The 22,464-nt window shown below is 62.5% G+C and carries 21 protein-coding genes and 1 pseudogene; 13 read left to right on the top strand and 9 right to left on the bottom strand.

The genetic code is table 11. The features are described 5' to 3' along the window. Nucleotides 1-146 precede the first annotated feature (146 nt). From C0V76_RS05645 to C0V76_RS05630, 4 genes are all read left to right on the top strand, one after another. Nucleotides 147-1,175 (top strand): acryloyl-CoA reductase, encoded by a 1,029-nt coding sequence (locus C0V76_RS05645; protein ID WP_101941679.1) that lies wholly within the window; start codon nt 147-149, stop codon nt 1,173-1,175. After that, nucleotides 1,172-2,314, top strand: coding sequence for a response regulator (locus C0V76_RS05640; RefSeq protein ID WP_101941394.1), 1,143 nt, complete (start codon nt 1,172-1,174; stop codon nt 2,312-2,314). The genes C0V76_RS05645 and C0V76_RS05640 overlap by 4 nt, the downstream gene beginning before the upstream one ends. Nucleotides 2,315-2,431: 117 nt before the next feature. After that, complete coding sequence (locus C0V76_RS05635; protein WP_101941393.1) at nt 2,432-3,112, top strand: FHA domain-containing protein; 681 nt, start codon at nt 2,432-2,434, stop codon at nt 3,110-3,112. Nucleotides 3,113-3,119: 7 nt separating this feature from the next. Continuing rightward, complete coding sequence (locus C0V76_RS05630) at nt 3,120-3,887, top strand: PP2C family serine/threonine-protein phosphatase (protein ID WP_101941392.1); 768 nt, start codon at nt 3,120-3,122, stop codon at nt 3,885-3,887. 4 nt (nt 3,888-3,891) lie between these two features. On the opposite strand, the gene C0V76_RS05625 is transcribed toward C0V76_RS05630, so the two are convergent. Beyond that, nucleotides 3,892-5,394: a serine/threonine-protein kinase gene (locus C0V76_RS05625; protein WP_216821660.1), complete on the bottom strand. Its 1,503-nt coding sequence runs from the start codon at nt 5,392-5,394 to the stop codon at nt 3,892-3,894. A gap of 154 nt (nt 5,395-5,548) precedes the next feature. Between C0V76_RS05625 and yaaA the strand changes: the two genes are divergently transcribed. The 4 genes from yaaA to C0V76_RS05605 all read left to right on the top strand — a co-directional run bounded on the left by yaaA (nt 5,549) and on the right by C0V76_RS05605 (nt 8,830). Further along, nucleotides 5,549-6,325 (top strand): peroxide stress protein YaaA, encoded by a 777-nt coding sequence (yaaA, locus tag C0V76_RS05620; protein ID WP_101941391.1) that lies wholly within the window; start codon nt 5,549-5,551, stop codon nt 6,323-6,325. Further along, the gene (locus C0V76_RS05615) at nt 6,325-6,777 is read left to right on the top strand and encodes a hypothetical protein (protein ID WP_101941390.1); all 453 of its coding nucleotides are present in this window, start codon (nt 6,325-6,327) and stop codon (nt 6,775-6,777) included. The genes yaaA and C0V76_RS05615 overlap by 1 nt, the downstream gene beginning before the upstream one ends. 33 nt (nt 6,778-6,810) lie before the next feature. After that, nucleotides 6,811-7,938 (top strand): M14-type cytosolic carboxypeptidase, encoded by a 1,128-nt coding sequence (locus C0V76_RS05610; protein ID WP_101941389.1) that lies wholly within the window; start codon nt 6,811-6,813, stop codon nt 7,936-7,938. A gap of 142 nt (nt 7,939-8,080) precedes the next feature. After that, nucleotides 8,081-8,830, top strand: coding sequence for a carbonic anhydrase (locus C0V76_RS05605; protein WP_254048194.1), 750 nt, complete (start codon nt 8,081-8,083; stop codon nt 8,828-8,830). Between the two features lie 63 nt (nt 8,831-8,893). Here C0V76_RS05605 and C0V76_RS05600 read toward each other — a convergent pair whose 3' ends face one another. From C0V76_RS05600 to radC, 5 genes are all read right to left on the bottom strand, one after another. Beyond that, a complete protein-coding gene (locus C0V76_RS05600; protein ID WP_101941387.1) occupies nt 8,894-10,132 on the bottom strand; it encodes a DUF1015 domain-containing protein in 1,239 nt (412 codons plus the stop codon). A gap of 30 nt (nt 10,133-10,162) precedes the next feature. Further along, a complete protein-coding gene (locus C0V76_RS05595; RefSeq protein WP_101941386.1) occupies nt 10,163-11,236 on the bottom strand; it encodes a 3-deoxy-7-phosphoheptulonate synthase in 1,074 nt (357 codons plus the stop codon). A 108-nt stretch (nt 11,237-11,344) separates the two neighbouring features. Then, nucleotides 11,345-11,512: a 50S ribosomal protein L33 gene (gene rpmG, locus C0V76_RS05590; protein ID WP_101941385.1), complete on the bottom strand. Its 168-nt coding sequence runs from the start codon at nt 11,510-11,512 to the stop codon at nt 11,345-11,347. 37 nt (nt 11,513-11,549) lie between these two features. Beyond that, on the bottom strand, nt 11,550-11,786 hold the full coding sequence (gene rpmB / locus C0V76_RS05585) for a 50S ribosomal protein L28 (protein ID WP_101941384.1): 237 nt from the start codon (nt 11,784-11,786) through the stop codon (nt 11,550-11,552). A gap of 89 nt (nt 11,787-11,875) precedes the next feature. Further along, on the bottom strand, nt 11,876-12,553 hold the full coding sequence (gene radC, locus C0V76_RS05580) for a DNA repair protein RadC (protein ID WP_101941383.1): 678 nt from the start codon (nt 12,551-12,553) through the stop codon (nt 11,876-11,878). A gap of 57 nt (nt 12,554-12,610) precedes the next feature. Here radC and coaBC point away from each other — a divergent pair, with 57 nt between their 5' ends. The 3 genes and pseudogenes from coaBC to C0V76_RS05565 all read left to right on the top strand — a co-directional run. Further along, nucleotides 12,611-13,795 (top strand): bifunctional phosphopantothenoylcysteine decarboxylase/phosphopantothenate--cysteine ligase CoaBC, encoded by a 1,185-nt coding sequence (coaBC, locus tag C0V76_RS05575; protein ID WP_101941382.1) that lies wholly within the window; start codon nt 12,611-12,613, stop codon nt 13,793-13,795. 33 nt (nt 13,796-13,828) lie between these two features. Continuing rightward, on the top strand, nt 13,829-14,278 hold the full coding sequence (gene dut / locus C0V76_RS05570; RefSeq protein ID WP_101941381.1) for a dUTP diphosphatase: 450 nt from the start codon (nt 13,829-13,831) through the stop codon (nt 14,276-14,278). A gap of 46 nt (nt 14,279-14,324) precedes the next feature. Then, a pseudogene (locus C0V76_RS05565) lies at nt 14,325-15,077 on the top strand (YoaK family protein); the annotation flags it as partial. 85 nt (nt 15,078-15,162) lie between these two features. Here the strand turns inward: C0V76_RS05565 and C0V76_RS05560 are convergent. Continuing rightward, nucleotides 15,163-17,376 carry an NADP-dependent isocitrate dehydrogenase gene (locus C0V76_RS05560; protein WP_101941379.1) on the bottom strand — a complete coding sequence of 738 codons (2,214 nt, stop codon included), beginning with the start codon at nt 17,374-17,376 and terminating at the stop codon, nt 15,163-15,165. Between the two features lie 220 nt (nt 17,377-17,596). On the opposite strand from C0V76_RS05560, the gene sthA reads away from it, so the two are divergent. Together sthA and C0V76_RS05550 are read left to right on the top strand one after the other, a co-directional pair. Next, complete coding sequence (sthA, locus tag C0V76_RS05555; protein WP_101941378.1) at nt 17,597-18,985, top strand: Si-specific NAD(P)(+) transhydrogenase; 1,389 nt, start codon at nt 17,597-17,599, stop codon at nt 18,983-18,985. 105 nt (nt 18,986-19,090) lie between these two features. Then, nucleotides 19,091-19,672, top strand: coding sequence for a hypothetical protein (locus C0V76_RS05550; RefSeq protein ID WP_101941377.1), 582 nt, complete (start codon nt 19,091-19,093; stop codon nt 19,670-19,672). 15 nt (nt 19,673-19,687) lie between these two features. Here C0V76_RS05550 and folE2 read toward each other — a convergent pair whose 3' ends face one another. Together folE2 and dxs are read right to left on the bottom strand one after the other, a co-directional pair. Continuing rightward, nucleotides 19,688-20,500 carry a GTP cyclohydrolase FolE2 gene (gene folE2 / locus C0V76_RS05545; protein WP_101941376.1) on the bottom strand — a complete coding sequence of 271 codons (813 nt, stop codon included), beginning with the start codon at nt 20,498-20,500 and terminating at the stop codon, nt 19,688-19,690. 78 nt (nt 20,501-20,578) lie between these two features. Continuing rightward, a complete protein-coding gene (gene dxs / locus C0V76_RS05540) occupies nt 20,579-22,429 on the bottom strand; it encodes a 1-deoxy-D-xylulose-5-phosphate synthase (protein WP_101941375.1) in 1,851 nt (616 codons plus the stop codon). Nucleotides 22,430-22,464 lie beyond the last annotated feature (35 nt).

Raw genomic sequence — 22,464 nt, 5'->3', positions numbered from 1 at the left:
GTTTGCCGTTGGTCGTAGATCTTTCGGCGTATGCCGGAATTGCTGCGCCGCGGAAGGCCTCGGCGCCGTAAAAGCGGATTAGCATTGCGGCCGGACAAAGCCTGGCCTCACACTTGCGCTGTTTCCTTTACGAGAGCTTGTTACCGGTGACTTTTTTTCGCGCCTTCTGCATCGAACGCTCTGCGCCTGCGACCCGTGAGGCGTTGTGCGGACGCTTTCTGAGCCTGGATGAAACGGCGCTGGATGCGGGCGATGTATTGATCCGCGTGGAGTGCTCTTCGGTCAATTTCAAGGATGCGCTGGCCGCGACGGGTAGCGGCAAGGTGGTGCGCCGTTTCCCCTGCGTCGGTGGCATCGATTTGGCCGGCACCGTGTTGCGCAGCGCGGCGCCCCGGTTTGCGCCGGGCGAGAAAGTGATTGCTACCGGCTACGAACTAGGGGTGGCGCATCATGGGGGTTACGCCGAGCGCGCCTTGCTGCCCGGGGGCTGGTTGTTGCAGCTGCCGGCGTCCCTGTCTTCGCAGGAATCGATGGCCATCGGCACCGCCGGACTGACCGCAGCGATGGCTATCACTCGGATGGAAGAGAATGGCCTCAAGCCTGAGCGCGGCCCGGTACTGGTGACCGGTGCTTCCGGCGGTGTTGGCTCTCTCGCCATCGACATGCTGGCCGGGCGGGGCTACGAGGTAGTGGCCCTCACCGCCAAGGCAGAGCAGGCCGACTGGTTGCGCAGCCTGGGCGCTAGCCGGGTGATGTTGCGCAGCGAACTGCCGCTGGATGCGTTCAAGCCGCTGGACAAGGGAATCTGGGCCGGCGTGATCGACAATCTGGGGGGCGCGACGCTGGCTTGGGCGCTCTCCACCAGCAAACCCACCGGTGTGGTGGCAAGTGTCGGGCTAGCAGCCGACGGCCATCTGAGCGCTTCGATGATGCCCTTCGTCCTGCGCGGCGTCAGTTTATTGGGCATCGATTCGGTCTATGCTGGATTCAGTGTGCGCGAACGCGCATGGGCGCGGCTGGCCGCTGATCTGCGGCCGCGCCATCTTGCCTCGATCATGCGGATAATCCCTTTCGAAGCTTTGCCGCAAGTGTTTGGTGAATTCATTGCAGCCCGCGCCACGGGCCGCACCGTGGTGCAGATTGCCCGCAGTGGCGAAACAGAGGACATGACATGAGTGAAGTGGTTGCGCAGTTGCCGCGTGTGCTGATCGTGGATGATTCGCGCATGGTGCGCGCCTCGCTGATCAAGCAGATCCGCGACAAGTTCGATGTGCGCGAAGAGGTCGATGGCGAAGCGGGCTGGCAGACCCTGCTGCTCGACCCGACCATCGAGGTCGTGATCTCCGACATCGGCATGCCTCGCCTCGACGGTTTCGGCCTGCTGTCGCGCATCCGGGGCTCGCGTCTGTCGCGCGTGAATACCCTGCCGGTGCTGATCATCTCGGGTGAAGACGAGAACGAAGCACGCATGAAGGCCCAGGCCATGGGTGCCACTGACTTCATTACCAAGGGCACGCCGCGCGTCGAGCTGGTCGCCCGCATCGAAGCCCTCGTCAAACTGGCCCAGACCCGCCGCGAGCTCGAAGAGAGCCGCGAGCAACTGGTGCGCCGCAACCGTGGCGATGTGTCGGTGATGGTCATCCAGGTCGATGGCTACGACAAACTGTGCGAGAGCTACGGTCACAGCGTCGGCCAGCTGGTGCATCGCAAGCTCTCCAAGCTGCTGTCGGCCAAGGTGCGCAAGGAAGACACGATCGCCCACCTCGCCGAAGGTCAGTTTGCGGTGATCTCGCCGTCTGCCGATCTGGATGCCTGTGGCGCCTTCGCCCTGCGATTGCGCCGGGCCATCGACACCATCGTGATGACCTACAAGGAGCACCGTATCCGCATCAGCCTGACCATCGGGCTGGCCAGCGCGCACGGCGATCCCAATCTGTCGCTGGAAGAACTGCTTCAGCTTGCCGCAGCCCGCGTGGCTGACGGCTGTTTGCTTGGGGGCAACCGTGTAGTGTCCGAGTCCGGCGAGGTCACGCCGGACAATATCGGCCGTTTCAGCCGCCTGGCCGTCAGCGTTGATCATGCCCTGACCCAGATCCGCACCGGTAGCAAGGAAGAGGCCCGTAAGCGCCTGCGCGAGCTGGTGCAGACTGTGATGCCGCTGCTGGAGCTGATGGAGGATGATTTCCGGATTTCGCTGAACCTGCTGACGCTGGCAGAGAAGGCCCAGATCACCTCGCTGGAAATGCACACCGCCACATCCACCTCCAGCCTGGTGACCAGCACGGCGACCAACATGACCCAGTGGAGAGGCTGAGCGCTGGATTTACCCGCGCGCATGCTGTCTGCCCGCATCGGCCCTTGAAGCAGCGGGTGCGCCTGTGCTGCAATGAGGGGGTACGGCTGCGGCCGGCCATGACCACAGGAGAGCAGCGTGCTGCGCATTGCCGTACAGAGCCATGATGGCGCCCCTCCTGGCTGCCCGCAGTGCGCCGAATTCGGCCCTGAGGGGGGCAGCATCGGTCGCGAGGAAGGTAATACCCTCCTGCTGGAAGACCCGGGCAAGCACCTCTCGCGCATCCAGGCCCGCATCAAGTGGCTAGGTGGCGAATACTTCCTTGTCGATCAGGGGGGTAATCCCAGTTGCATCAATGGCCGCAAGCTCGGTAAAGGCAAGGTCGTCACCCTTCATGAAGGGGATCTGATCGGCATGGGGGGCTGGGCCTTGCTGGTCGAGCACATCGGTGCCGATCGTCAGGTGCGCCCGAGGCTTGTGTCCGCCGCGCGGCCGCCCGTGGCGGCTCCGGTAGTGGCTGACGCTGAGGCGGTGAGTGAAACCCTGGAATTTGATTTCGAGCTCAGCACTCGTATGAGCCCTCCGGCTGGCAGCCCCCATGCCTTGCTTGAGGCCTTCATCCGCGGTCTGGGCATGCAGGGTCTGCGCCTGCCGGCTGAGCTGGACGAGCTGCGGGCCGAGCGCCTCGGCGAACAATTGCGCCTGTTGCTCGGTGAGCAGCAGGCAGTGCCGGCCGAAACCCTGCATACCTTGTTGGGCGTGGCCCTGCAGCGGCAGCCGGATGAGATCGCTGCGCCGTCGGGCGAGCGGCCCTGCTGACCCCGCCATGCTTGCCCTTTACAGCGCCGAGCAGAGCCATATCGGAGCGCGCCGTCGCAATGAAGACGCATGCGGCCAGGTTCGGGTTGGCGAGTGTGTCTGCCTGTGTGTGTCTGACGGGGCGGGCGGCCATAGCGGCGGCGATGTTGCAGCCAGGATCGTGGTTGAAACCGTGTTGGACATGTTCGAGGCTTCGCCTGGAGTGAGCTCAGCGGTGGCCGCTCGTCTGATTGAGGCGGCGCACGGCGCGGTACTGGTCGCCAAGCAGGATCATGTGGATGACATGCACGCCACCTGCGCGTTGCTGCTGATTGATCTTGAGCGGCGCGAGGCCGTGTGGGCCCATGCTGGAGACAGCCGGGTGTATTTCTTCCGTGCTGGTGAGGTCGTGTTTCAGACCCGCGATCACAGTCTGGTGCAGACCATGATTGATGCCGGTTATGGCGGCCTGGAGCTGACCCGTACCCATCCGCAGCGCAGCCTGCTTACCTCAGCCATCGGCAATCTGGAAGGGATCGAAGTGAGTGTGTCGGGCGAGGCTTTACCCCTGCACGCTGGCGATTGCTTCTTGGTCTGCTCCGATGGCTGGTGGGAGCATGTTCATGAGACGCAGATGGTGACGACTCTGGCCGAGGCGGCGAGCATGCCGGACTGGTTGGAGCGCATGGCCCGGGTGGTCAGTGCCGATCCTGCGCCGCGCCATGACAACTACACGGCGATTGCGGTTCGCCTACAGGACGCCGCCGGGCGCAGCCTCCACTCGCTTGAGCCCTGAGGACTCAGCGCAGCATCTTGTCCAGATCGCGATTGAGCTGGCGCATGTAATCGCGCTCTGCCTGGCTGCGCTCGGTATCGCCAGAGGCGTTCGCGCTGCGGGCTCTGGACTTGGTTATGGCGGAGCGGGTCGAGGCCGAGCTGGCTGCCGCAGCGGTTGGCGCGACAGGGGCTGACTCTGTTTCGAGCACAGTCGCAGCACTGGCGGGCACTGGCACGGGCGGCACTGGCTGCTCGATGGGGGCTGACTCCTGGGCCTGGGGCTCACTGGCCGTTGCGGCAAGAAGTGGTGCTGGCGCACTGGCCGGCGTTTCCGGTTCGCTTTGGGTGACGATGGGGGCTGCCGGTAGCGGGGGCCTTACGCGTGTGAAATGCCAGCCGGCAGCGCTGGCCAGTGTCAGCCCAGCGGCCACCAATACGATTATCAGGCGGCTCTGCGGCCGAGCGGAAGGGCGGGGGCGTTGCTCGTCCTGATCCACGCGAATGGCCGCTGCCTGGGGCGTTGGAGGCGTGGTGCGCGCCTGTGCCAGTGGTGTGGCCGGCGGGCTGGCCGGAGCACTGCCGGCCATGCCGATCAAGGCGCGCATGGCTGCAACGGAAGGCGGGCGGTCCTCGGCCTTCACCGCCAAGCAGGCATCAATGCCGCGCAGAAAGGTGTGGCTGTAGCGCCCCGCGGCAAGCTGACTCAGGGGCTCGTAACTGTCCTGCACGATGCGGCTGACTGAAGGTGGTGGCAGCTTGTGCAGGATGGCGTAATAGACCACGGCGGCAAGCGCATAGAGATCGGTCCATGGCCCCTGTTTCATGCCGGGCATTTCGGCGTATTGCTCGATCGGCGCGTAGCCCGGCTTGAGGATCACGGTGAGGGCCTGGGTCATATCGCTGATCACGCGGCGGGCGGCGCCGAAGTCCAGCAACACCGGGCGGCCATCGCGCAGGATCATGATGTTGTCCGGTGCGATATCGCGGTGAAAACATTGCTCGGCGTGAATCAGCTCCAGCGCTTCCATGACCGGCGCCAGTAGGCGTTTGAGCGTCGCTTCGTCTGGTGGCGCATCAAGGCTGGCGAGCACATCACGCAAGGTGCGGCCGTCGTAGTAAGGCATGGCCATGTAGGCCGTGCCGTTGGCTTCCCAGAAGCGATATACCTTGACCAGTGCCGGGTGATCGAAGCGGGCCAACAGGCGCGCTTCATTCACGAAGCTGCGCAGGCCGATGGCAAAGGTTTCGTGATGTCGCTCGCTGCGCACCACCACGGCGGCATCGCTGCCACGCGAAGCCAGCGAGGCTGGCATGTACTCCTTGAGCGCCACCTTGCGTTCCAGCGAGTGATCCTGCGCCAGATAGACGATGCCGAAGCCACCCTCACCGACCAGCCCGATGATTTCGAATTCACCCATGCGGGTGCCGATCGGCAGCGCGTTGTGGGCCGTGTCGCGGCGCTGCACGCTGGCGTTGACGGTCTGATTGAGGACGATGGTCTCGTTGTCGGGCGGAGTCTCGGCCACGTTCGGTTTTCCGTGCAGGGCGGGTGGGCGGTTTGCCTGCAGTGTATGCCAGGGCTGGGGCGAACACACGACCCGCGGACGGGAGGGCCGGCTTTGCGCCCTCGCCGGATTTGGCCGATCATTGCAGCCCGTACCCCGTTTCCGCCGTGCTCCGATGCTGATCGTCGTCTCCCCTGCCAAGTCCCTTGATTTCCAGAGCCCTCTGCCTGTTGCCGACTTCACCCAGCCAGCCTTTCTCGACCAGAGCGCGCAACTGATTGACCTCCTGCGCGAGAAGAGTCCGGCCGAGATCGCAAAGCTGATGACGCTTTCCGATCCCCTCGCGACCCTGAATTTCACCCGCTACGCCGAATGGGCGAGACCCTTCACGGCGCAGAACGCGCGGCAGGCGATGTTCGCCTTCAATGGCGATGTATATGAGGGGCTGGATGCTTACAGTTTCACGCCCGCGCAGATCGCGTTTGCGCAGAAGCATTTCCGCATGCTCTCCGGCCTGTATGGGCTGCTGCGCCCGCTGGATCTGATGCAGACCTATCGCCTGGAAATGGGCACCCGGCTCGCCAATCCTGCCGGCAAGGATCTGTATGCGTTCTGGGGAGATACGATCACCACTGCTTTGAATGCGGAGCTGGCGCAGCAGGGCGGTAAGCCTGTATTGCTGAACCTGGCTTCAGAGGAATACTTCAAGTCGGTGCGCCCGAAGCAGCTGGCTGCGCGAGTGATCACACCTGTGTTTGAAGAGCGCAAAGGCGCCGGTTACAAAATCGTCAGCTTCTACGCTAAGCGCGCGCGCGGGCTGATGAGCCGCTTTGCCATCGTCAATGCCCTGACGGATCCGGACGCGCTTAAGCAGTTTGATGCGGAAGGCTATGTCTTCACGCCTGCGGCATCAGACGCGGATCGCTGGGTGTTCCGGCGTGAAGCGGCTTGATGCTTCGCCATCTTTTCTACCGCGGCGTCCTGTTTGTATGGACTCTGTCGGTAGCTACAGTCGCTTGGGGTGTGCCTTGCACGGGGGTGGATCGCGGCCTTACGGTTACCCGCAGGCAGAGTCTTGCCCCGATCATTTCGAAGCATCTCCAGCCAGAATTTGGTGGTTTGGCGGACGGAGGTATCCGTTTGGCTCCGGAGGATATTCTGCAGTCCTTCCGGGGTGGTCGCTGGCATATCATTTATGTCAATAGTGGGGTTAGCGACGAGCCCTTCCTGTTTTATCGTGATGACCCCCTGCGGAGTTCGTCCTATTTTCTTCTTTGGTCGGGAGCCGCCGCGCAGGACGAAGGTCCTGCTATCCGGCGCTGGCTGCAGGCTGCCATGCCCGGGATGCCGCAGCGGCTCGCTGTTTGTTTTGCATGGCATGTTACGCAGGCGCGTGACATGTGATTTCTTGAGTGCATCCATCCGAATAGTTCTGCCATGAGCCTCCATATCAGTTCCTGTTTCGACAGCGGCAACATTGAAGTACTTGATGCTGCCAATCCCGCCGATATCCGTCTGGCCATTCGCCCCGATGCGGGCGGCCAGTTCCTGCAGTGGTTCCACTTCCGCCTGCACGGTGTGCGTGGAGTGCCGCTGCGATTGGTCATCGAAAATGCCGGTGCATGCAGTTATGCCGATGGCTGGCATGGTTACCAGTGTGCTGCGAGTTATGACCGTGCGGACTGGTTCCGCATTGCCGATACACGCTATGACGGAGAGCTGCTGACCATCGAATTCACACCGCAGCATGACACTGTGTGGCTCGCTTATTTCGAGCCCTATTCACAGGAGCGCCGGCTGGATTTTCTAGGGCGTTGCTCAGCTTCGCCGCTGGTGCAGCTCGAATGTATCGGCACCAGTCTGCACGGACGCGACCTGGATCTGCTGCACATCGGAACGGGGCCCAGAAGCGTGTGGCTGCAGGCGCGCCAGCATCCGGGCGAGAGCATGGCAGAGTGGTTCATGGAGGGGTTCATCAGCCGCCTGCTTGATCCAGCCGATCCGGTGGCGCGCGAGCTGCGCAGCCGGGCGTGCTTCCATCTGATTCCGAATATCAACCCGGATGGCAGCGCATTGGGGCATTTGCGCAGCAATGCGGCCGGAGTGAACCTGAATCGTGAGTGGCATGCGCCGACGCTTGAGCGCAGCCCGGAGGTATGGCATGCGCAGCGTGCGATGAAGAAGCGTGGAGCGGATCTTTTTCTCGATATTCACGGTGACGAGACCTTGCCTTATGTTTTCATCGATGGCAGTCACATGGTGCCGGGCTATGGGGCACGCAATCTGGAGTTGCAGGCGGCTTTCCTGGCGAATCTAAAGCGCGTGAGCCCGGATTTTCAGACTGAGCATGGTTACTCCGACGACCGCTTTACCGACGAGATGATGACGTTGTGCTCGAAGTGGGCCGCAGCCACTTTCGGTTGCGTCGCCCTGACGCTGGAAATGCCATTCAAGGACAATGCCAATGCGCCGGACTCTCGCACCGGCTGGAATGGCGCACGTAGTCAGCGTCTCGGTGCCGCTTTCCTGAACCCGGTGCTGGAGCATCTCCGGGGGCTGGGCTGAACGGCCAATCCGGCAGTCTGAATATCCGCTGCGTTCCGGATTTGATCCTGCGCCTTGATTTTGCGCTGCAGCAAGACCAGCATTCAAGCCCCCGCTGGCAACGGGCGTTGCCGGCACAGGTAGTGTTTTGAAAAGGAAGCTGATGATGAAAAAAGCTTGGATCAAGTCTGCCAGCGCGCTGGCAATGCTGCTGTCTGCCCCGCTTTGCATGGCGGCTGAAGCTGTGCATTGGGCCTATGACGGTGAGGCGGCTCCCGCTCACTGGGGCGAGCTGGCGCCCGAGTTTGCGGCCTGTGGTGCGGGCAAGAACCAGTCGCCGGTGAACGTGAGCGGCGAGCTGAAAGCGGCTTTGCCGAAACTGCGCTTCAGCTATACGACAGCCGTCACCGAGGTGCTCAACAACGGTCATACTATCCAGGCCAATTTTGCGCCGGGCAGCATGCTTCGCCTCGGCGATCACAGCTTCGAGCTCAAGCAGGTACATTTTCATGCCCCCAGCGAAAACACCATTCACGGCAAGCAGTTTCCGCTTGAGGGCCACCTCGTCCATCAGGACCAGGACGGCAGGCTTGCCGTAGTAGCCGTGATGTTCAAGCCGGGCAAGGCACAGAGCGGACTGGCGCGGATCTGGCAGCAGATGCCGGAGGCTGCAAATACCAAGCAGGCCTTTGATGGAAAGCTGCTCGCAGGGGAGCTGCTGCCGCGCAAACGCGATTACTACTACTTCAGCGGCTCGCTGACGACGCCACCGTGCAGCGAAGGCGTGTCATGGATCGTGCTGAAGCAGGCGGTGGAAAGCTCGGATGAGCAGGTGAACCACTTCTCGCATGTCATGCATCACCCGAACAACCGTCCAGTGCAGCCGCTCAACTCACGCATCGTGATCAACTGAGGCGAATGCTGCCCATGAAAAAAGCCGACCTGCGGGTCGGCTTTTTTGCGTCTGTTGCGTGTTTCAGTCGATTGCGTGTGAGGCCATGCCATCGGCCAGCTTCGGTTCGAACCAGGTCGACTTCGGCGGCATCACCTGACCTGCGTCTGCGACTGACATCAGGTCGTTCATAGTGGTGGCACACATCGCGAAGGCTACGGCCATCTCGCCGCTATTGACGCGCTTTTCGAGCTCAGGCAGGCCACGGATGCCGCCGACGAAATCGATGCGCTTGTCACGGCGCAGATCGGCGATACCCAGGATCGGGGTCAGAATGTGGGCGGTGAGCAGGCTCACGTCCAGGCGCTCGACCGGATCGGCAGGGATCAGTTCGGGTTTCACCTTGAGCTGGTACCACTGGCCGGCCAGATACATACCGACTTCCCCGTGTGCTGCCGGCCTCACCGGCGCGGTAGAAGGCGTCACGCTGTAGGCGGCTGCGATCTTCGCCAGCAACTCGTCCTTCGAGAGGCCGTTCAGATCGCAGACGACGCGGTTGTAATCCATGATCTTCAGCGCATGGGCCGGGAAAATCACGGAGAGGAAGTAGTTGTAGGGCTCGTCCCCGGTGTGATGCGGGTTGGCTGAACGACGCGAGGCAGCGACGCGCGAGGCGGCTGCCGAGCGGTGGTGACCATCGGCAATGTAGAGCGCGGGCAGGGCATCGAAGCTCTTGTTCAATTGCGTGATGGTCGCGTCATCACGTACCACCCACAGGGTGTGGCGGATGCCGTCATCGGCGGTGGCGTCAGCATCCGGCGTGCCGGCGATGGTGGCTGTCAGCACGGCGTCAATGGCGGGGGCGTCCGGATAGGCCAGGAAGACCGGACCAGTCTGGGCGTTGAGGGCCTCGATCTGGCGCACGCGATCGTCTTCCTTGTCCGGACGGGTGAATTCATGGCGCTTGATGCGGCCATTGTCGTATTCGATCACCGAGGCTGCGGCGACGATGCCGGTCTGCACATGGCTGCCCATGATGATGCGATAGACGTAGTAGCAGGCCTTGTCGTCGCGGGTGATGACGCCGGCGTCGAGCATCTTTTGCATGTTTTCGGCTGCCTTGGCATACACCGCGGGCGAGTAGATGTCGGTGCCGGCAGGCAGGTCGATCTCCGGCTTTGAAATGTGCAGGAAGCTCCACGGCTTGCCGGCGGCGCGCTCGATGGCCTCAGACGACGAGAGTACGTCGTAGGGCGGGGCGATGATCTCGGCGGCACGGCCGGCGGCCGGACGAAGGGCCTTGAAGGGGGTGACCAGACTCATGGTTCTGCCTTTTTCAGGAAAGAGAGGGGATCAGGATTGGCGCTGGGCGACCGTGTCACGCAGCGCAGTGCGGGCTTCACGTAGCATCTGTGCGGTGGTATCCCAGGCGACACAGCCGTCGGTGACCGAGCAGCCGTAGCGGAGTTCTGCGAGGTTCTTCGGAATCGACTGGTTGCCCGCTTCGATGAAACTTTCGATCATCACGCCGACGATGGATTGGTTGCCGGCCCGGATTTGACCAACCACGTCCTTCATCACCAGCGGCTGCAATTCAGGCTTTTTCCATGAGTTGGCGTGCGAACAGTCGATCACGATGTTGGCCGGCAGCTTGGCCTTGGCCATGGCCTGTTCGGCCAGCGACACGGAGACCGTGTCGTAATTCGGGCGACCACCGCCGCCACGCAGCACGACGTGGCTGTAGCGGTTGCCGCGGGTGCGCACGATGCAGGTTTCGCCTGCGTCATTCACGCCGAGGAAACTGTGCGGCTGCGAGGCCGACAGGCAGCCATTCACGGCGGCGTCGAGCGAGCCATCGGTACCATTCTTGAAGCCTACCGGCGAGGAAAGACCGGAAGCGATCTCGCGGTGCGTCTGTGACTCAGTGGTACGGGCGCCGATGGCGGCCCAGGAGAGCAGGTCGCCGTAGTACTGCGGGGCGATTGGGTCCAGTGTCTCGGAGGCTGCAGGCAGGCCCAGTTCGGCGATGTCGAGCAGGAACTTGCGGCCACGCTCCATGCCTTCCTCAATGTGGAAGGAGTCGTCCATGCGCGGATCGTTGATGAAACCTTTCCAGCCCACGGTGGTGCGCGGCTTTTCGAAATACACCCGCATCACCACGCATAGCGTGTCGGCCACTTCGTCGGCTAGCGCCTTGAGGCGACGGGCATAGTCCAGACCGGCGACCGGATCATGGATCGAGCAGGGGCCCACGATTACCATCGGGCGCGGATCCTTGCGATCCAGAATGGCCTTGATGGTGGCACGCCCTGATTCGACCGAAGCCGCTGCGGCATCGGAGAGCGGCACACGGGCCTTGATCTCGCCCGGCGAGGGCATGTGATCGAAGGAGACGACGTTCAGATTTTCAGTAGACGCGTGAGTCATTTCGGAGAGCCTGTATCGAAACGCAAAAGCCCGCAGGAGCGGGCTTTCGGGTACAGCAGGTCGGAACCAGCCAGAGTGCGAGGGTGCGGGCCGCGCCGCACACAGCGCTTACTTGAGCTTGGTTTCCTTGTAAATCACGTGCTTGCGAACCACCGGGTCGTACTTGCTGAATTCCAGCTTGCCCGGGGTGGTGCGCTTGTTCTTGTTGGTGGTGTAGAAGTGGCCGGTACCCGCAGTGGATTCCAGTTTGATCTTTTCGCGACCGCCTTTAGCCATTTTTAATCTCCGCTATTTCTATGAGTCGTGGTGGCGATCAGAACTTCTCGCCGCGAGCACGCAGCTCGGACAGCACGACGTCGATGCCCTTCTTGTCGATGGTGCGCAGACCGGCGTTCGAGACGCGCAGGCTGACCCAGCGGTTTTCTGCTTCGACCCAGAAGCGGCGATTCTGCAGGTTCGGCAGGAAACGACGCTTGGTCTTGATGTTGGAGTGGGAAACATTGTTTCCGACCATCGGGCCCTTGCCCGTAACTTGACAAACTCGAGACATATCTCGCTCCGGTAACTGGTTCCGTAAAGCACGCGAGTATAGCCTGAAAATCAGGCAGAGCTCAAGCCCACGCGCTGGAAAGACCGCAACTATAACAGGCCACGCTCGGCAAAGGAAAGCGGCGTTGCGTTTCCGGCCACGATGAAGTGATCCAGTACTCGCACATCTACCAGTGCCAGAGCCTGTTTCAGAGCATTGGTCAGCAGCTCGTCGGCACGGCTGGCTTCCATGACGCCAGAAGGATGGTTGTGCGCCAGGATGACGGCGGCGGCATTGTGAGCCAGCGCGAGTTTCACGACTTCACGTGGGTATACGGAGGTTTGCGTCAGGGTTCCCCGGAAAAGTTCGCGCGCTTCGATGAGCTGATTCTGGGCATCGAGCAGCAGCACCATGAAGACCTCGTGAGGCAGGTGGGCGAGTTTCAGACGCAGCCAGTCACGCACTGTGCCGGGCGAGCCGAGTACATCACGGCTGCGCAAGGTTTCGTTTAGCGCGCGCCGTGCCATTTCCAGAACGGCCTGCAATTGGGCGAATTTTGCTTCGCCCATTCCGTGGAAGGCCTTGAACTCGGGCAGCGGGGCATTGAACAGGCGGCTCAGACTGCCGAAATGGGCGATCAGATCACGGGCCAGATCCACCGCGCTCTTGCCGCGCACACCCACGCGCAGGAAGATCGCCAGCAGTTCGGCATCGGACAGTGCGGCCGCCCCGTGGCCCAGCAGGCGTTCGCGCGGGCGTTCTTCTTCGGGCCAGTCAGTGATTGCCATGGTGCTTGCGGGATAGAATTGCGGACTGCGGGATTCTTACCTTTTCGGAACTGGGGCATGACTGAACTCTCGGGCAAGACCATCGTGCTGGGCGTTTCCGGCGGCATCGCGGCCTACAAGGCAGCTGAGCTGACCCGGCTGCTGATCAAGGCCGGCGCGCGAGTGCATGTGGTAATGACGGAAAACGGCGCGCGCTTCGTGACGCCAACCACTTTTCAGGCGCTGTCAGGCAATCCGGTGTGGACTGACCCCTGGGACGATCGCCGCGCTAACAACATGAGCCATATTGATCTGACGCGCTCGGCCGATGCTCTGCTGATCGCGCCGGCCACGGCCAATACGCTGGCGAAGATCGCCAACGGGCTGGCGGATGATCTGTTGTCGACGCTGGCTCTGGCGCGCGCCTGCCCCTTGCTGGTGGCGCCGGCCATGAATCGCCAGATGTGGGGCAATCCGGCCACGCAACGCAATGTGAATCAGTTGCGCGCCGATGGCGTCGGCATCATCGGTCCGGATGCCGGCGAGCAGGCTTGCGGTGAGGTGGGTGAAGGGCGCATGACTGAGCCTGAAACCATTGTTGAAGCTCTGATTAGCGCCCTGCAGGCCAAGCCGCTGGCCGGCCAGACAGTGCTGATGACGGCCGGGCCGACTTACGAGCCGATCGATCCGGTGCGCGGCATCACCAATATCTCCTCCGGCAAGATGGGCTATGCGCTGGCGCGTGCGCTGGCGCTTGCGGGAGCGAAGGTGCAGCTGATCAGTGGCCCGGTGGCCTTGCCGGTGCCGTATGGGGTGGAGCGCATCGATGTGCAGACCGCGCGTGAAATGCATCAGGCCGTGATGCAGCGCGTCGGGCAGGCGCGGATTTTCATCGGCGTGGCGGCAGTGGCAGATTTTCGCCCCCTGGATGTGGCTGCCGACAAGATTAAGAAGACGGGTGATGGCCTGACCCTCAACCTCACCCGCAATCCGGACATCCTGGCCGAGGTGGCCTCGTTGCCGGCCGCCCCATTCTGTGTCGGCTTTGCGGCTGAGAGCCAGAATTTGGACACCTACGCCAGTGGCAAACTCCAGGCCAAACGCCTGCAGCTGGTGGTGGGCAATCTGGTGCAGGATGGCATGGGCGGCGACACCAATCAGGTGGTGCTGTTTGACGCAGCCGGCTCGCACCCCTTGCCGCGCGCAAGCAAAACCGAAGTCGCAGCCGGCATCGTGGCGCATTTGGCCCGGATGCTGGGCTGAGCTTTTTCTTTAACTTTTTCTCTTCTTCCTAAAATGCATCAACTCGACATCAAGATTCTCGACGCCCGTCTGCATGACAACATGCCGCAGTACGGCACTGCCGGTGCGGCTGGGCTGGATTTGCGTGCCTGCATCAATGAGCCGCTGACGATCAATCCCGGTGACACGCATCTGATCCCCACCGGCATGGCCATGCACCTGGAGGATCCGCGGCTGGCTGCGATGATCCTGCCGCGCTCGGGCCTGGGCCATAAGCACGGCATCGTGATGGGCAATCTGGTCGGTTTGATCGATTCGGACTATCAGGGGCAGGTGTTTGTATCGACCTGGAATCGTGGCAAGGAGCCTTTCACGATTCAGCCTATGGACCGCATCGCGCAGCTGGTGGTGGTGCCGGTGGTGCAGGTGAAGCTCAACGTGGTCGAGGCTTTCGAAGCGACCGAACGCGGGGCAGGTGGTTTCGGCAGTACTGGCCGGCAGTAAGTTTGGCGTCGGTGCCTGGCACCTGAGTGGAAGGTGTATCAAGAGCATGCCCATCGATTACGCACGACGTTTGACGGGTCGGGTTCGCAGCGCAGAAAGCAACCGGCATCTGGGATTCACCCTGGCGTTCGTGGCCGGTGCGACCAATGCGGGGGCCTATCTGGCCACCCGTCAATACACCTCGCACATGACCGGCATTGTCTCCTCGATGGCCGACAATTTCGTGCTCGGCAATGTCGGGCTCGCTCTGGCCGGGCTCGGGGCGCTGCTGTCGTTTCTTGGTGGGGCGGCGACAACGGCAATCATGGTCAATTACAGCCGGCGGCGCGCTCGGCATAGCGAGTATGCCTTGCCGCTGCTGCTGGAGGCTGCGCTGCTGCTCTCCTTCGGACTGTTGGGGGCACGCCTGTCGGTGATTGAGGGGCTGTTCGTGCCGGTGACCGTGATGCTGCTGTGTTTCATGATGGGGTTGCAGAACGCCGTCATCTCCAAATCGTCCAATGCCGAGATCCGTACCACCCACATCACGGGTGTGGTGACCGATATCGGCATGGAGCTGGGCAAGCTGTTCTACTGGAATCGCTCCAGCGACCCCCTGCACCCGGATGTGCGGGCAAACCGCGCCCGGCTCAGGGTGCTCGGATCACTGCTTTTGAGTTTTTTTCTGGGAGGGCTGCTAGGGGCCTATGGTTTCAAGTATGTGGGCTATCTGGCGACGTTGCCGCTTGCCTTGCTGCTGGTGCTGATGGCAGTGGTGCCGGTGCTGGACGACCTGCGGCTTCACCGGCCCTGGCGTCGGGGCTGAGGCGGGCGAAAAAAAGCCCCGCAGTCCGGGGCTTGGGCATTCTGGGGCGTGGTGGATACCACGCCCTTTTCATGCGTGCTTACTTGATACTGGCCAATGCGGCGTTCAGCGTGGCGCTGGGGCGCATGGCTTCCGAGCACTTCTCCGGAGCGGGGTGGTAGTAACCGCCGATGTCCACTGGCTTACCCTGTGCGCCGATCAGTTCGCCGGCAATCTTGGCTTCGTCGGCGGTCAGCTTTTCGGCGACCGGTTTGAAGATGGCCTGCAGGCCGGCATCCTTGCTTTGAGCCGCCAAAGCCTGTGCCCAGTAAAGGGCGAGGTAGAAGTGGCTGCCACGGTTGTCGATCTGACCAACCTTGCGGGCGGGCGACTTGTTGTTGTCGAGGAACTTGGCGTTGGCTTCGTCCAGCGTCTCGGCCAGCACGGCGCCCGCCTTGTTGCCGGTCTTGACGGCGAGTTCTTCGATCGACACCTGCAGAGCCAGGAATTCGCCGAGCGAATCCCAGCGCAGGTAGTTCTCTTCGAGGAACTGCTGCACGTGCTTCGGTGCAGAGCCGCCGGCGCCGGTTTCGTACATGCCGCCACCGGCCAGCAGCGGCACGATGGAGAGCATCTTGGCGCTGGTGCCGAGTTCCAGAATCGGGAACAGGTCGGTGTTGTAATCGCGCAGCACGTTGCCGGTAACCGAGATGGTGTCCTGGCCGGCGCGGATACGCTTGAGCGACAGCTTGCAGGCTTCGACCGGGGAGAGCACGCGAATTTCCAGTCCGCTGGTGTCGTGATCCTTGAGGTAGGTCTCGACCTTGGCGATCAGGTTGCGGTCATAGGCGCGGGCGTCATCCAGCCAGAAGATGGCCGGGGTGTTGCTGGCGCGCGAGCGGGTGACGGCGAGCTTCACCCAGTCGCGGATCGCGATGTCCTTGGTCTGGCACATGCGCCAGATGTCGCCAGTTTCGACCTTGTGCTCGGTGAGCACGCTGCCATCGGCGGCGATGACGCGCACTACGCCGTCGGCCGGGATCTCGAAGGTCTTGTCGTGTGAGCCGTATTCTTCGGCCGCCTGGGCCATCAGACCGACGTTGGGCACGGTGCCCATGGTGGTCACGTCGAACTTGCCGAATGCCTTGCAGTCTTCGATGACGGCCTGATACACGCCGGCATAGCAGCGATCGGGAATCGCGAACTTGGTGTCCTGCTGCTGGCCGGCAGCGTTCCACATCTGGCCGGAGGCGCGGATGGCGGCGGGCATGGAGGCGTCGACGATCACATCGCTCGGCACATGCAGGTTGGTGATGCCCTTGTCGGAATCGACCATGGCGACCGGCACGGCAGCTTCGGCGGCGCGCAGGTCGGCTTCGATGGCTTCCTTCTGGGCGGTCGGCAGGGTCTGGATCTTGGCGTAGGCGTCACCGATGCCGTTGCGGGGATTCACGCCCAGCTTGGTAAACACGTCGGCGTACTTGGCGAACACGTCCTTGTAGAAGGCCTGCACGGCGTAGCCGAACATGATCGGGTCGGAGACCTTCATCATGGTGGCCTTCAGGTGCAGCGAGAACAGCACGCCCTTGGCCTTGGCGTCGGCGATCTGCACTTCGTAGAACTTGCGCAGGCCCTTGGCGCTCATGAAAGTGGCGGCGATCAGCTCGTCCTGCTGCACCTTCACTTCCTTGAGCAGCTTGGTGTTGCCGGCGTTGTCGCTGAACTCGATCTTCACGCTGCCGGCGGCGGCGATCACGGCGGATTGTTCGTTGCCGTAGAAGTCACCGTTCACCATGTTGGCGACATGGGACTTCGACTCAGCCGACCAGGCGCCCATCGAGTGCGGATGCTTCTTGGCGAACTGCTTGACGGCGTTGGCCACGCGGCGATCCGAGTTGCCTTCGCGCAGTACGGGGTTCACGGCGCTGCCGAGCACCTTGGCGTAACGGTTCTTGATCTTCTGCTCGGCTTCGCTGCCCGGAGCCTCGATGTAGTCCGGCACGGCGTAGCCCTGCGCCTGCAGTTCCTTGATGGCGGCCTTGAGCTGCGGTACCGAAGCGCTCACGTTGGGCAGCTTGATGATGTTGGCTTCCGGTGTCTTGGCCAGTTCGCCCAGCTCGGCGAGGGTGTCGGGGACTTGTTGCTCGGGCTTCAGGGCTTCGGGGAAATTCGCCAGGATGCGCGCGGCCACCGAAATGTCGCGGGTTTCGACGGTGATGCCGGCGGGCTGGGTAAATGCCTGCACGATGGGCAGAAAGGAGTAGGTAGCCAGTGCCGGGGCTTCGTCGGTCAGGGTGTAGATGATTTTGTTCATGATCTTCTCTTGGGCTCTTGGGGACGGCGCTGGGCTCCGCGCGCGAAGGCGTGAGTATAACAATCTGCCCGGAGGTTCGATGCATCCATCGTGGTGCAGATGGGGGCGTGACGGGTGGAATTGGGCAGGGGTGGGCTTTCCGCCTATCGCGGCAGGCCTAAAGCTTGGATAATGTCTTCTATAAGAGCAAGAGTCAGCCCCAGCATATCCGGAGAGAAACATGCAGCAATACGACGTGATCGTGATCGGTTCAGGCCCCGGCGGTGAGGGTGCCGCCATGAAGTGTGCCAAGGCTGGCAAAAAAGTGGCTATGGTCGAGGCCTACACCCAGGTGGGGGGCGGCTGTACGCACTGGGGCACGATCCCGTCCAAGGCCTTGCGGCAGGTGATTTCGGGCCTGCGCGAAATGCGCGACAGCCCGCAGTTTCATGACTCGACTGATCTCAATGTAAGTTTCCCTGACCTGCTGCGCACGGCCGAGAGCGTGATCCGCAAGCAGGTCAGCATGCGGCAGAATTTCTACGATCGCAACGGTGTCCAGGTGATTCACGGCCGCGCCCGTTTCCGTGATGCACAGACCATCGAGGTGGCGCTGAACAACGGCGGCCACGAGGTGTATGGCGCCAAGCAGTTCCTGCTGGCGACCGGTTCGCGCCCCTACCACCCGGCCGACATCGATTTCACCCACCCGCGCATTCACGACAGCGACAGCATCCTGCGCCTGACCAAAACGCCGGAATCGATCACAATCTATGGTGCTGGGGTGATTGGCTGCGAATACGCGTCGATCTTCCGCAATCTCGGCTGCAAGGTGAACTTGATCAACACGCGGGATCGCTTGCTGTCCTTCCTCGACGATGAAATCGTCGACGCGCTGGCCTATCACCTGCGCGAGCAGGGGGTGCTGGTGCGCCACAACGAGGAAGCCGAGCGCGTGGTGGTCGAGGATGACGGCGTGGTACTGGAGCTCAAGTCCAACAAGCGCATCAAGACCGACTTCCTGCTGTGGGCCAACGGCCGCCAGGGCAACACCAATGACATGGGCCTCGAGGCGCTGGGCATCGTGCCGGACAAGCGTGGCGCGGTCGCGGTGAATGAGAACTACCAGACGGCTGTGCCGCACATCTACGCGGTGGGCGACGTGATCGGCTGGCCGAGCCTGGCTTCAGCGGCCTATGACCAGGGCCGTCACGCAGCGGCGCATCTGGTGGATGGTTCATCCGGCACAGAACTCGCACGTGACATCCCGACCGGCATCTACACCCTGCCGGAGATTAGCTCGCTGGGGCGCACCGAGCGCGAGCTGACAGAGGCCAAGGTGCCCTATGAGGTGGGCCACAGCCTGTTCAGGAGCCTGGCTCGCGCGCAGATCACCGGCCAGACCACCGGCATGCTGAAGATCCTGTTTCACCGCGATACGCTGGAGGTGCTGGGCATCCATTGTTTCGGTGCGCAGGCCTCGGAGATCATCCACATTGGTCAGGCGATCATGCTGCAACCGGCGCCGCACAACAAGATTACCTATTTCGTGAATACCACCTTCAACTACCCGACCATGGCTGAAGCCTATCGGGTGGCGGCCCTGAACGGTTTGAACCGGCTCTACTGAGCACCGCCTGGCACAATTGTTTGCGCTTCAAGAAAAGCCCTCCTCGCGAGGGCTTTTCTTTTGAACCAAGCTGAAGCGTGGATTTGTCTGGGTGGGAGAGCGGACATGAGAGGTGGCTTCATTGCGCTTTGGCTGGAGGCGGTGCTATTCAGGCTGCTGGGCCTGAATGCGCGCGCTGCGGCGATCTTTCACCATCTGCTGAATCTGCATCAATGCGTCTCCTGTGCCAGGCATTACGCAGCCTTGGCCGTGCAGCGCGGGATGCGGGCCGAGGCAGCGCTGGCGCTGGAGCAACTGGTGCAATGGGCGCCACAGGATGTTGATGCCTGGTTTGAACTGGGCTGCGTGCGGGATGATCTGGGGCACAAGCATGATGCGGGCGAAGCCTTTCGTCAGGCCGCACGCCTGCAGCCGGATGAAGAGCGGGGCTGGTATGCGCTGGCGCGCATGCACATGGATCTGGGCGAATTCGCCTATGCCATCACGCCCTTACGGCGGGTGCGCGAACTGATGCCGCTGAGCCCGCTGCCGCTTTACCTGATGGGCTTGTGTCAGCAGCGCTGCGGCAATGAGGCCGCTGTTCGGGAGGCGGTCAGACGCCTAGTGGAAATCGATCCGCTGCGCGCAGCGCAGTTGATCGAGGAGACCGGCAACGAGCGTTTGCGCTGCCTGTTGCCGCCCGCCTGAGCCTGGCGGAGATACTCAGGCCGGCTGCAGGCGCTTGTCGCGTTCGATCAGCGCGTAGGCCGAGTGGTTGTGGATCGATTCGAAGTTTTCGGATTCAACGATGTAGGCCACGACGCGGGAATCAGCATTGAGGCGGCCGGCCACATCACGCACCAGGTCTTCGACGAACTTCGGGTTGTCGTAGGCGCGCTCGGTAACGAATTTCTCGTCTGGTCGTTTGAGCAGGCCGTAGAGTTCGCAGGAGCCTTCGCTTTCAGCGATCGCGACCAGGTCCTCGATCCATACCGGGGTGTTGGTGCGGGCGGTGATGGTGACGTGGGAGCGCTGGTTGTGCGCGCCGTACTCCGAGATTTTCTTCGAGCAGGGGCACAGGCTGGTGACCGGCACGACGACCTGCATGGTCAGGGAGTAGTTGCCAGTGGCGTCAATCTCGCCGGTGAAGCAGACGTCGTAATCCATCAGGCTTTCCACGCCGGAAACCGGCGCCTTCTTGTTGATGAAGTAGGGAAAGCGCATTTCGATCAGGCCGGTGTCGGCTTCCAGACGCTTGACCATCTCGCGCAGCATCGGCTCGAAGGACTCCACCGAGATCTCCCGCTCCTGCGTGTTGAGGATCTCGACGAAGCGTGACATGTGGGTGCCCTTGAAGTTGTGGGGCAGGCCGACATACATGTTGAAGCTGGCGATGGTGTGTTGTACGCCGCTGGAGGCACGATCAAGCACGCGCACCGGGTGGCGGATCGACTTGATGCCGACCTTGTTGATGGCCAGCTGACGGCGGTCTTCGAAACCCTGGACGTCAGGGATGGGGGCGTGTTGCGTGCTCATGGGCTGGGGGCTGCGTCTGGCGTCGAGGCCAGACTGTGGTGTGTCATGAAAGCAGTCTAAGAATCCCGACTGAAAAACTCAACTATGGCTGACATAGCCGAGCCGTGCCCGGATGCGCTGCAGGATGGCCGCCTGATCCAGGCCGATCTCGTTCAGGAGCTGGCCCTGATCACCGTGGTCGATGAAATGATCCGGCAGGCCCAGGCGCATGACCGGTGTGCTGAGAGCGGCCTCTTCAAGCACGCGGGCGACTTCGCTGCCCGCGCCGCTGATGATGGCGTTCTCTTCCAGGGTGACGAGCAGTTCGTGGCTGGCCGCGAGTTCGCGGACCAGCTCGGCGTCGATCGGCTTGGCAAAACGCATGTTGACCACTGTGGCGCCCAGCTCCTCGCCCACGCGCAATGCATCGTGCAGCAGGGTGCCGAAGGCGAGCAGGGCTACACGCTGGCCCTGGCGACGGATTTCGCCCTTGCCGAGCGAAATGGCCTGCATTTCAGTTTGTGGCACGGCACCACAACCGCTGCCGCGTGGGTAGCGAACGGCGCTCGGGCCTTCGTGCTGCCAGGCGGTATAGAGCATCTGGCGGCATTCGTTCTCGTCCGAGGGCGTCATGACCACCATGTTTGGCACGCACAGCAGATAGGAGAGATCGAAGGCGCCGTGGTGGGTGGCGCCATCGGCGCCGACCAGCCCGCCGCGATCGATGGCCAGCATCACCGGCAGGTTCTGCAGAGCGATGTCGTGGATCAGCTGGTCGTAGGCACGTTGCAGGAAAGTGGAATAGATCGCCACCACCGGCTTCATGCCTTCGCAGGCGAGGCCGGCGGCGAAGGTGAGGGCGTGCTGCTCGGCGATGCCGACGTCGAAATAGCGCTGCGGGAATTCCTGCTCGAAGCGCACTAGGCCCGAACCTTCACGCATGGCTGGGGTGATCGCCATCAGCCGCTCGTCCTGGGCGGCCATGTCGCACAGCCAGTCCGAGAAGACCTGGGTGAAGGTGAGCTTGCCACCGCTCTTGCCGCTCTGGATGCCGGCGGCCTGATCGAACTTGCCTACGCCGTGGTAGAGCGTGGGGTCTGCCTCGGCCAGCTTGTAGCCCTGGCCCTTGCGGGTCACGACGTGGAGGAATTGCGGGCCTTCCATGTTGCGGATGTTCTGCAGGGTGGGGATCAGGGCGTCGAGATCGTGCCCGTCGATCGGGCCCAGGTAATTGAAGCCGAACTCCTCGAACAGGGTGCTGGGCGTGATGAAGCCTTTGACGTGCTCTTCCACCTTGCGCGTGAGCGAGGCGCCAAGCACCTTTTCGCCGGCGCGGCGGGCGGCAGCGTAGGTGCGGCCGGAGAGCAGGCGGGCGAGGATCTTGGTGAGCGCGCCGACCGGGGGCGAGATGGACATCTCGTTGTCGTTGAGCACAACGAGCAGGTTGGCGTCCATCACGCCGCCGTTGTTCAGCGCTTCGAAGGCCATGCCGGCGCTCATTGCACCATCGCCGATCACTGCGATGCCATGGCGCTGCTCGCCTTTTTGCTTGGCGGCCACGGCCATGCCCAGCGCGGCCGAGATCGAAGTGGAGGAGTGGGCGGTACCGAAGGTGTCGTAATTGCTCTCGCAGCGGCGCGGAAAGCCCGAAATGCCTTGGTACTGACGCAGGTTGGCCATGGCTTCACGGCGCCCAGTAAGTACCTTGTGGGCGTAAGTCTGGTGGCCGACATCCCACACGATGCGGTCGCCAGGGGTATCGAACACATAGTGCAGAGCGATGGTCAGCTCCACTGTGCCGAGGTTGGACGAGAGATGGCCGCCGGTACGGGAGACCGATTCGACGAGGAAGGCACGCAGCTCGTCGGCCAGTTTCGGCAGTTGCTCGCGCGGTAGGGCACGCAGTTCGGCCGGGGTGTTGATGCTGTCCAGCAGCGGATAGGTGTTCATGGGGGCGTGGCCTTGTCTTGTTATGGTGTGCCGGG

This window comes from Uliginosibacterium sp. TH139 (assembly GCF_002855595.1).
Classification (GTDB): domain Bacteria; phylum Pseudomonadota; class Gammaproteobacteria; order Burkholderiales; family Rhodocyclaceae; genus Uliginosibacterium; species Uliginosibacterium aquaticum.
This window is presented reverse-complemented; position numbering and strand designations above follow the sequence as displayed.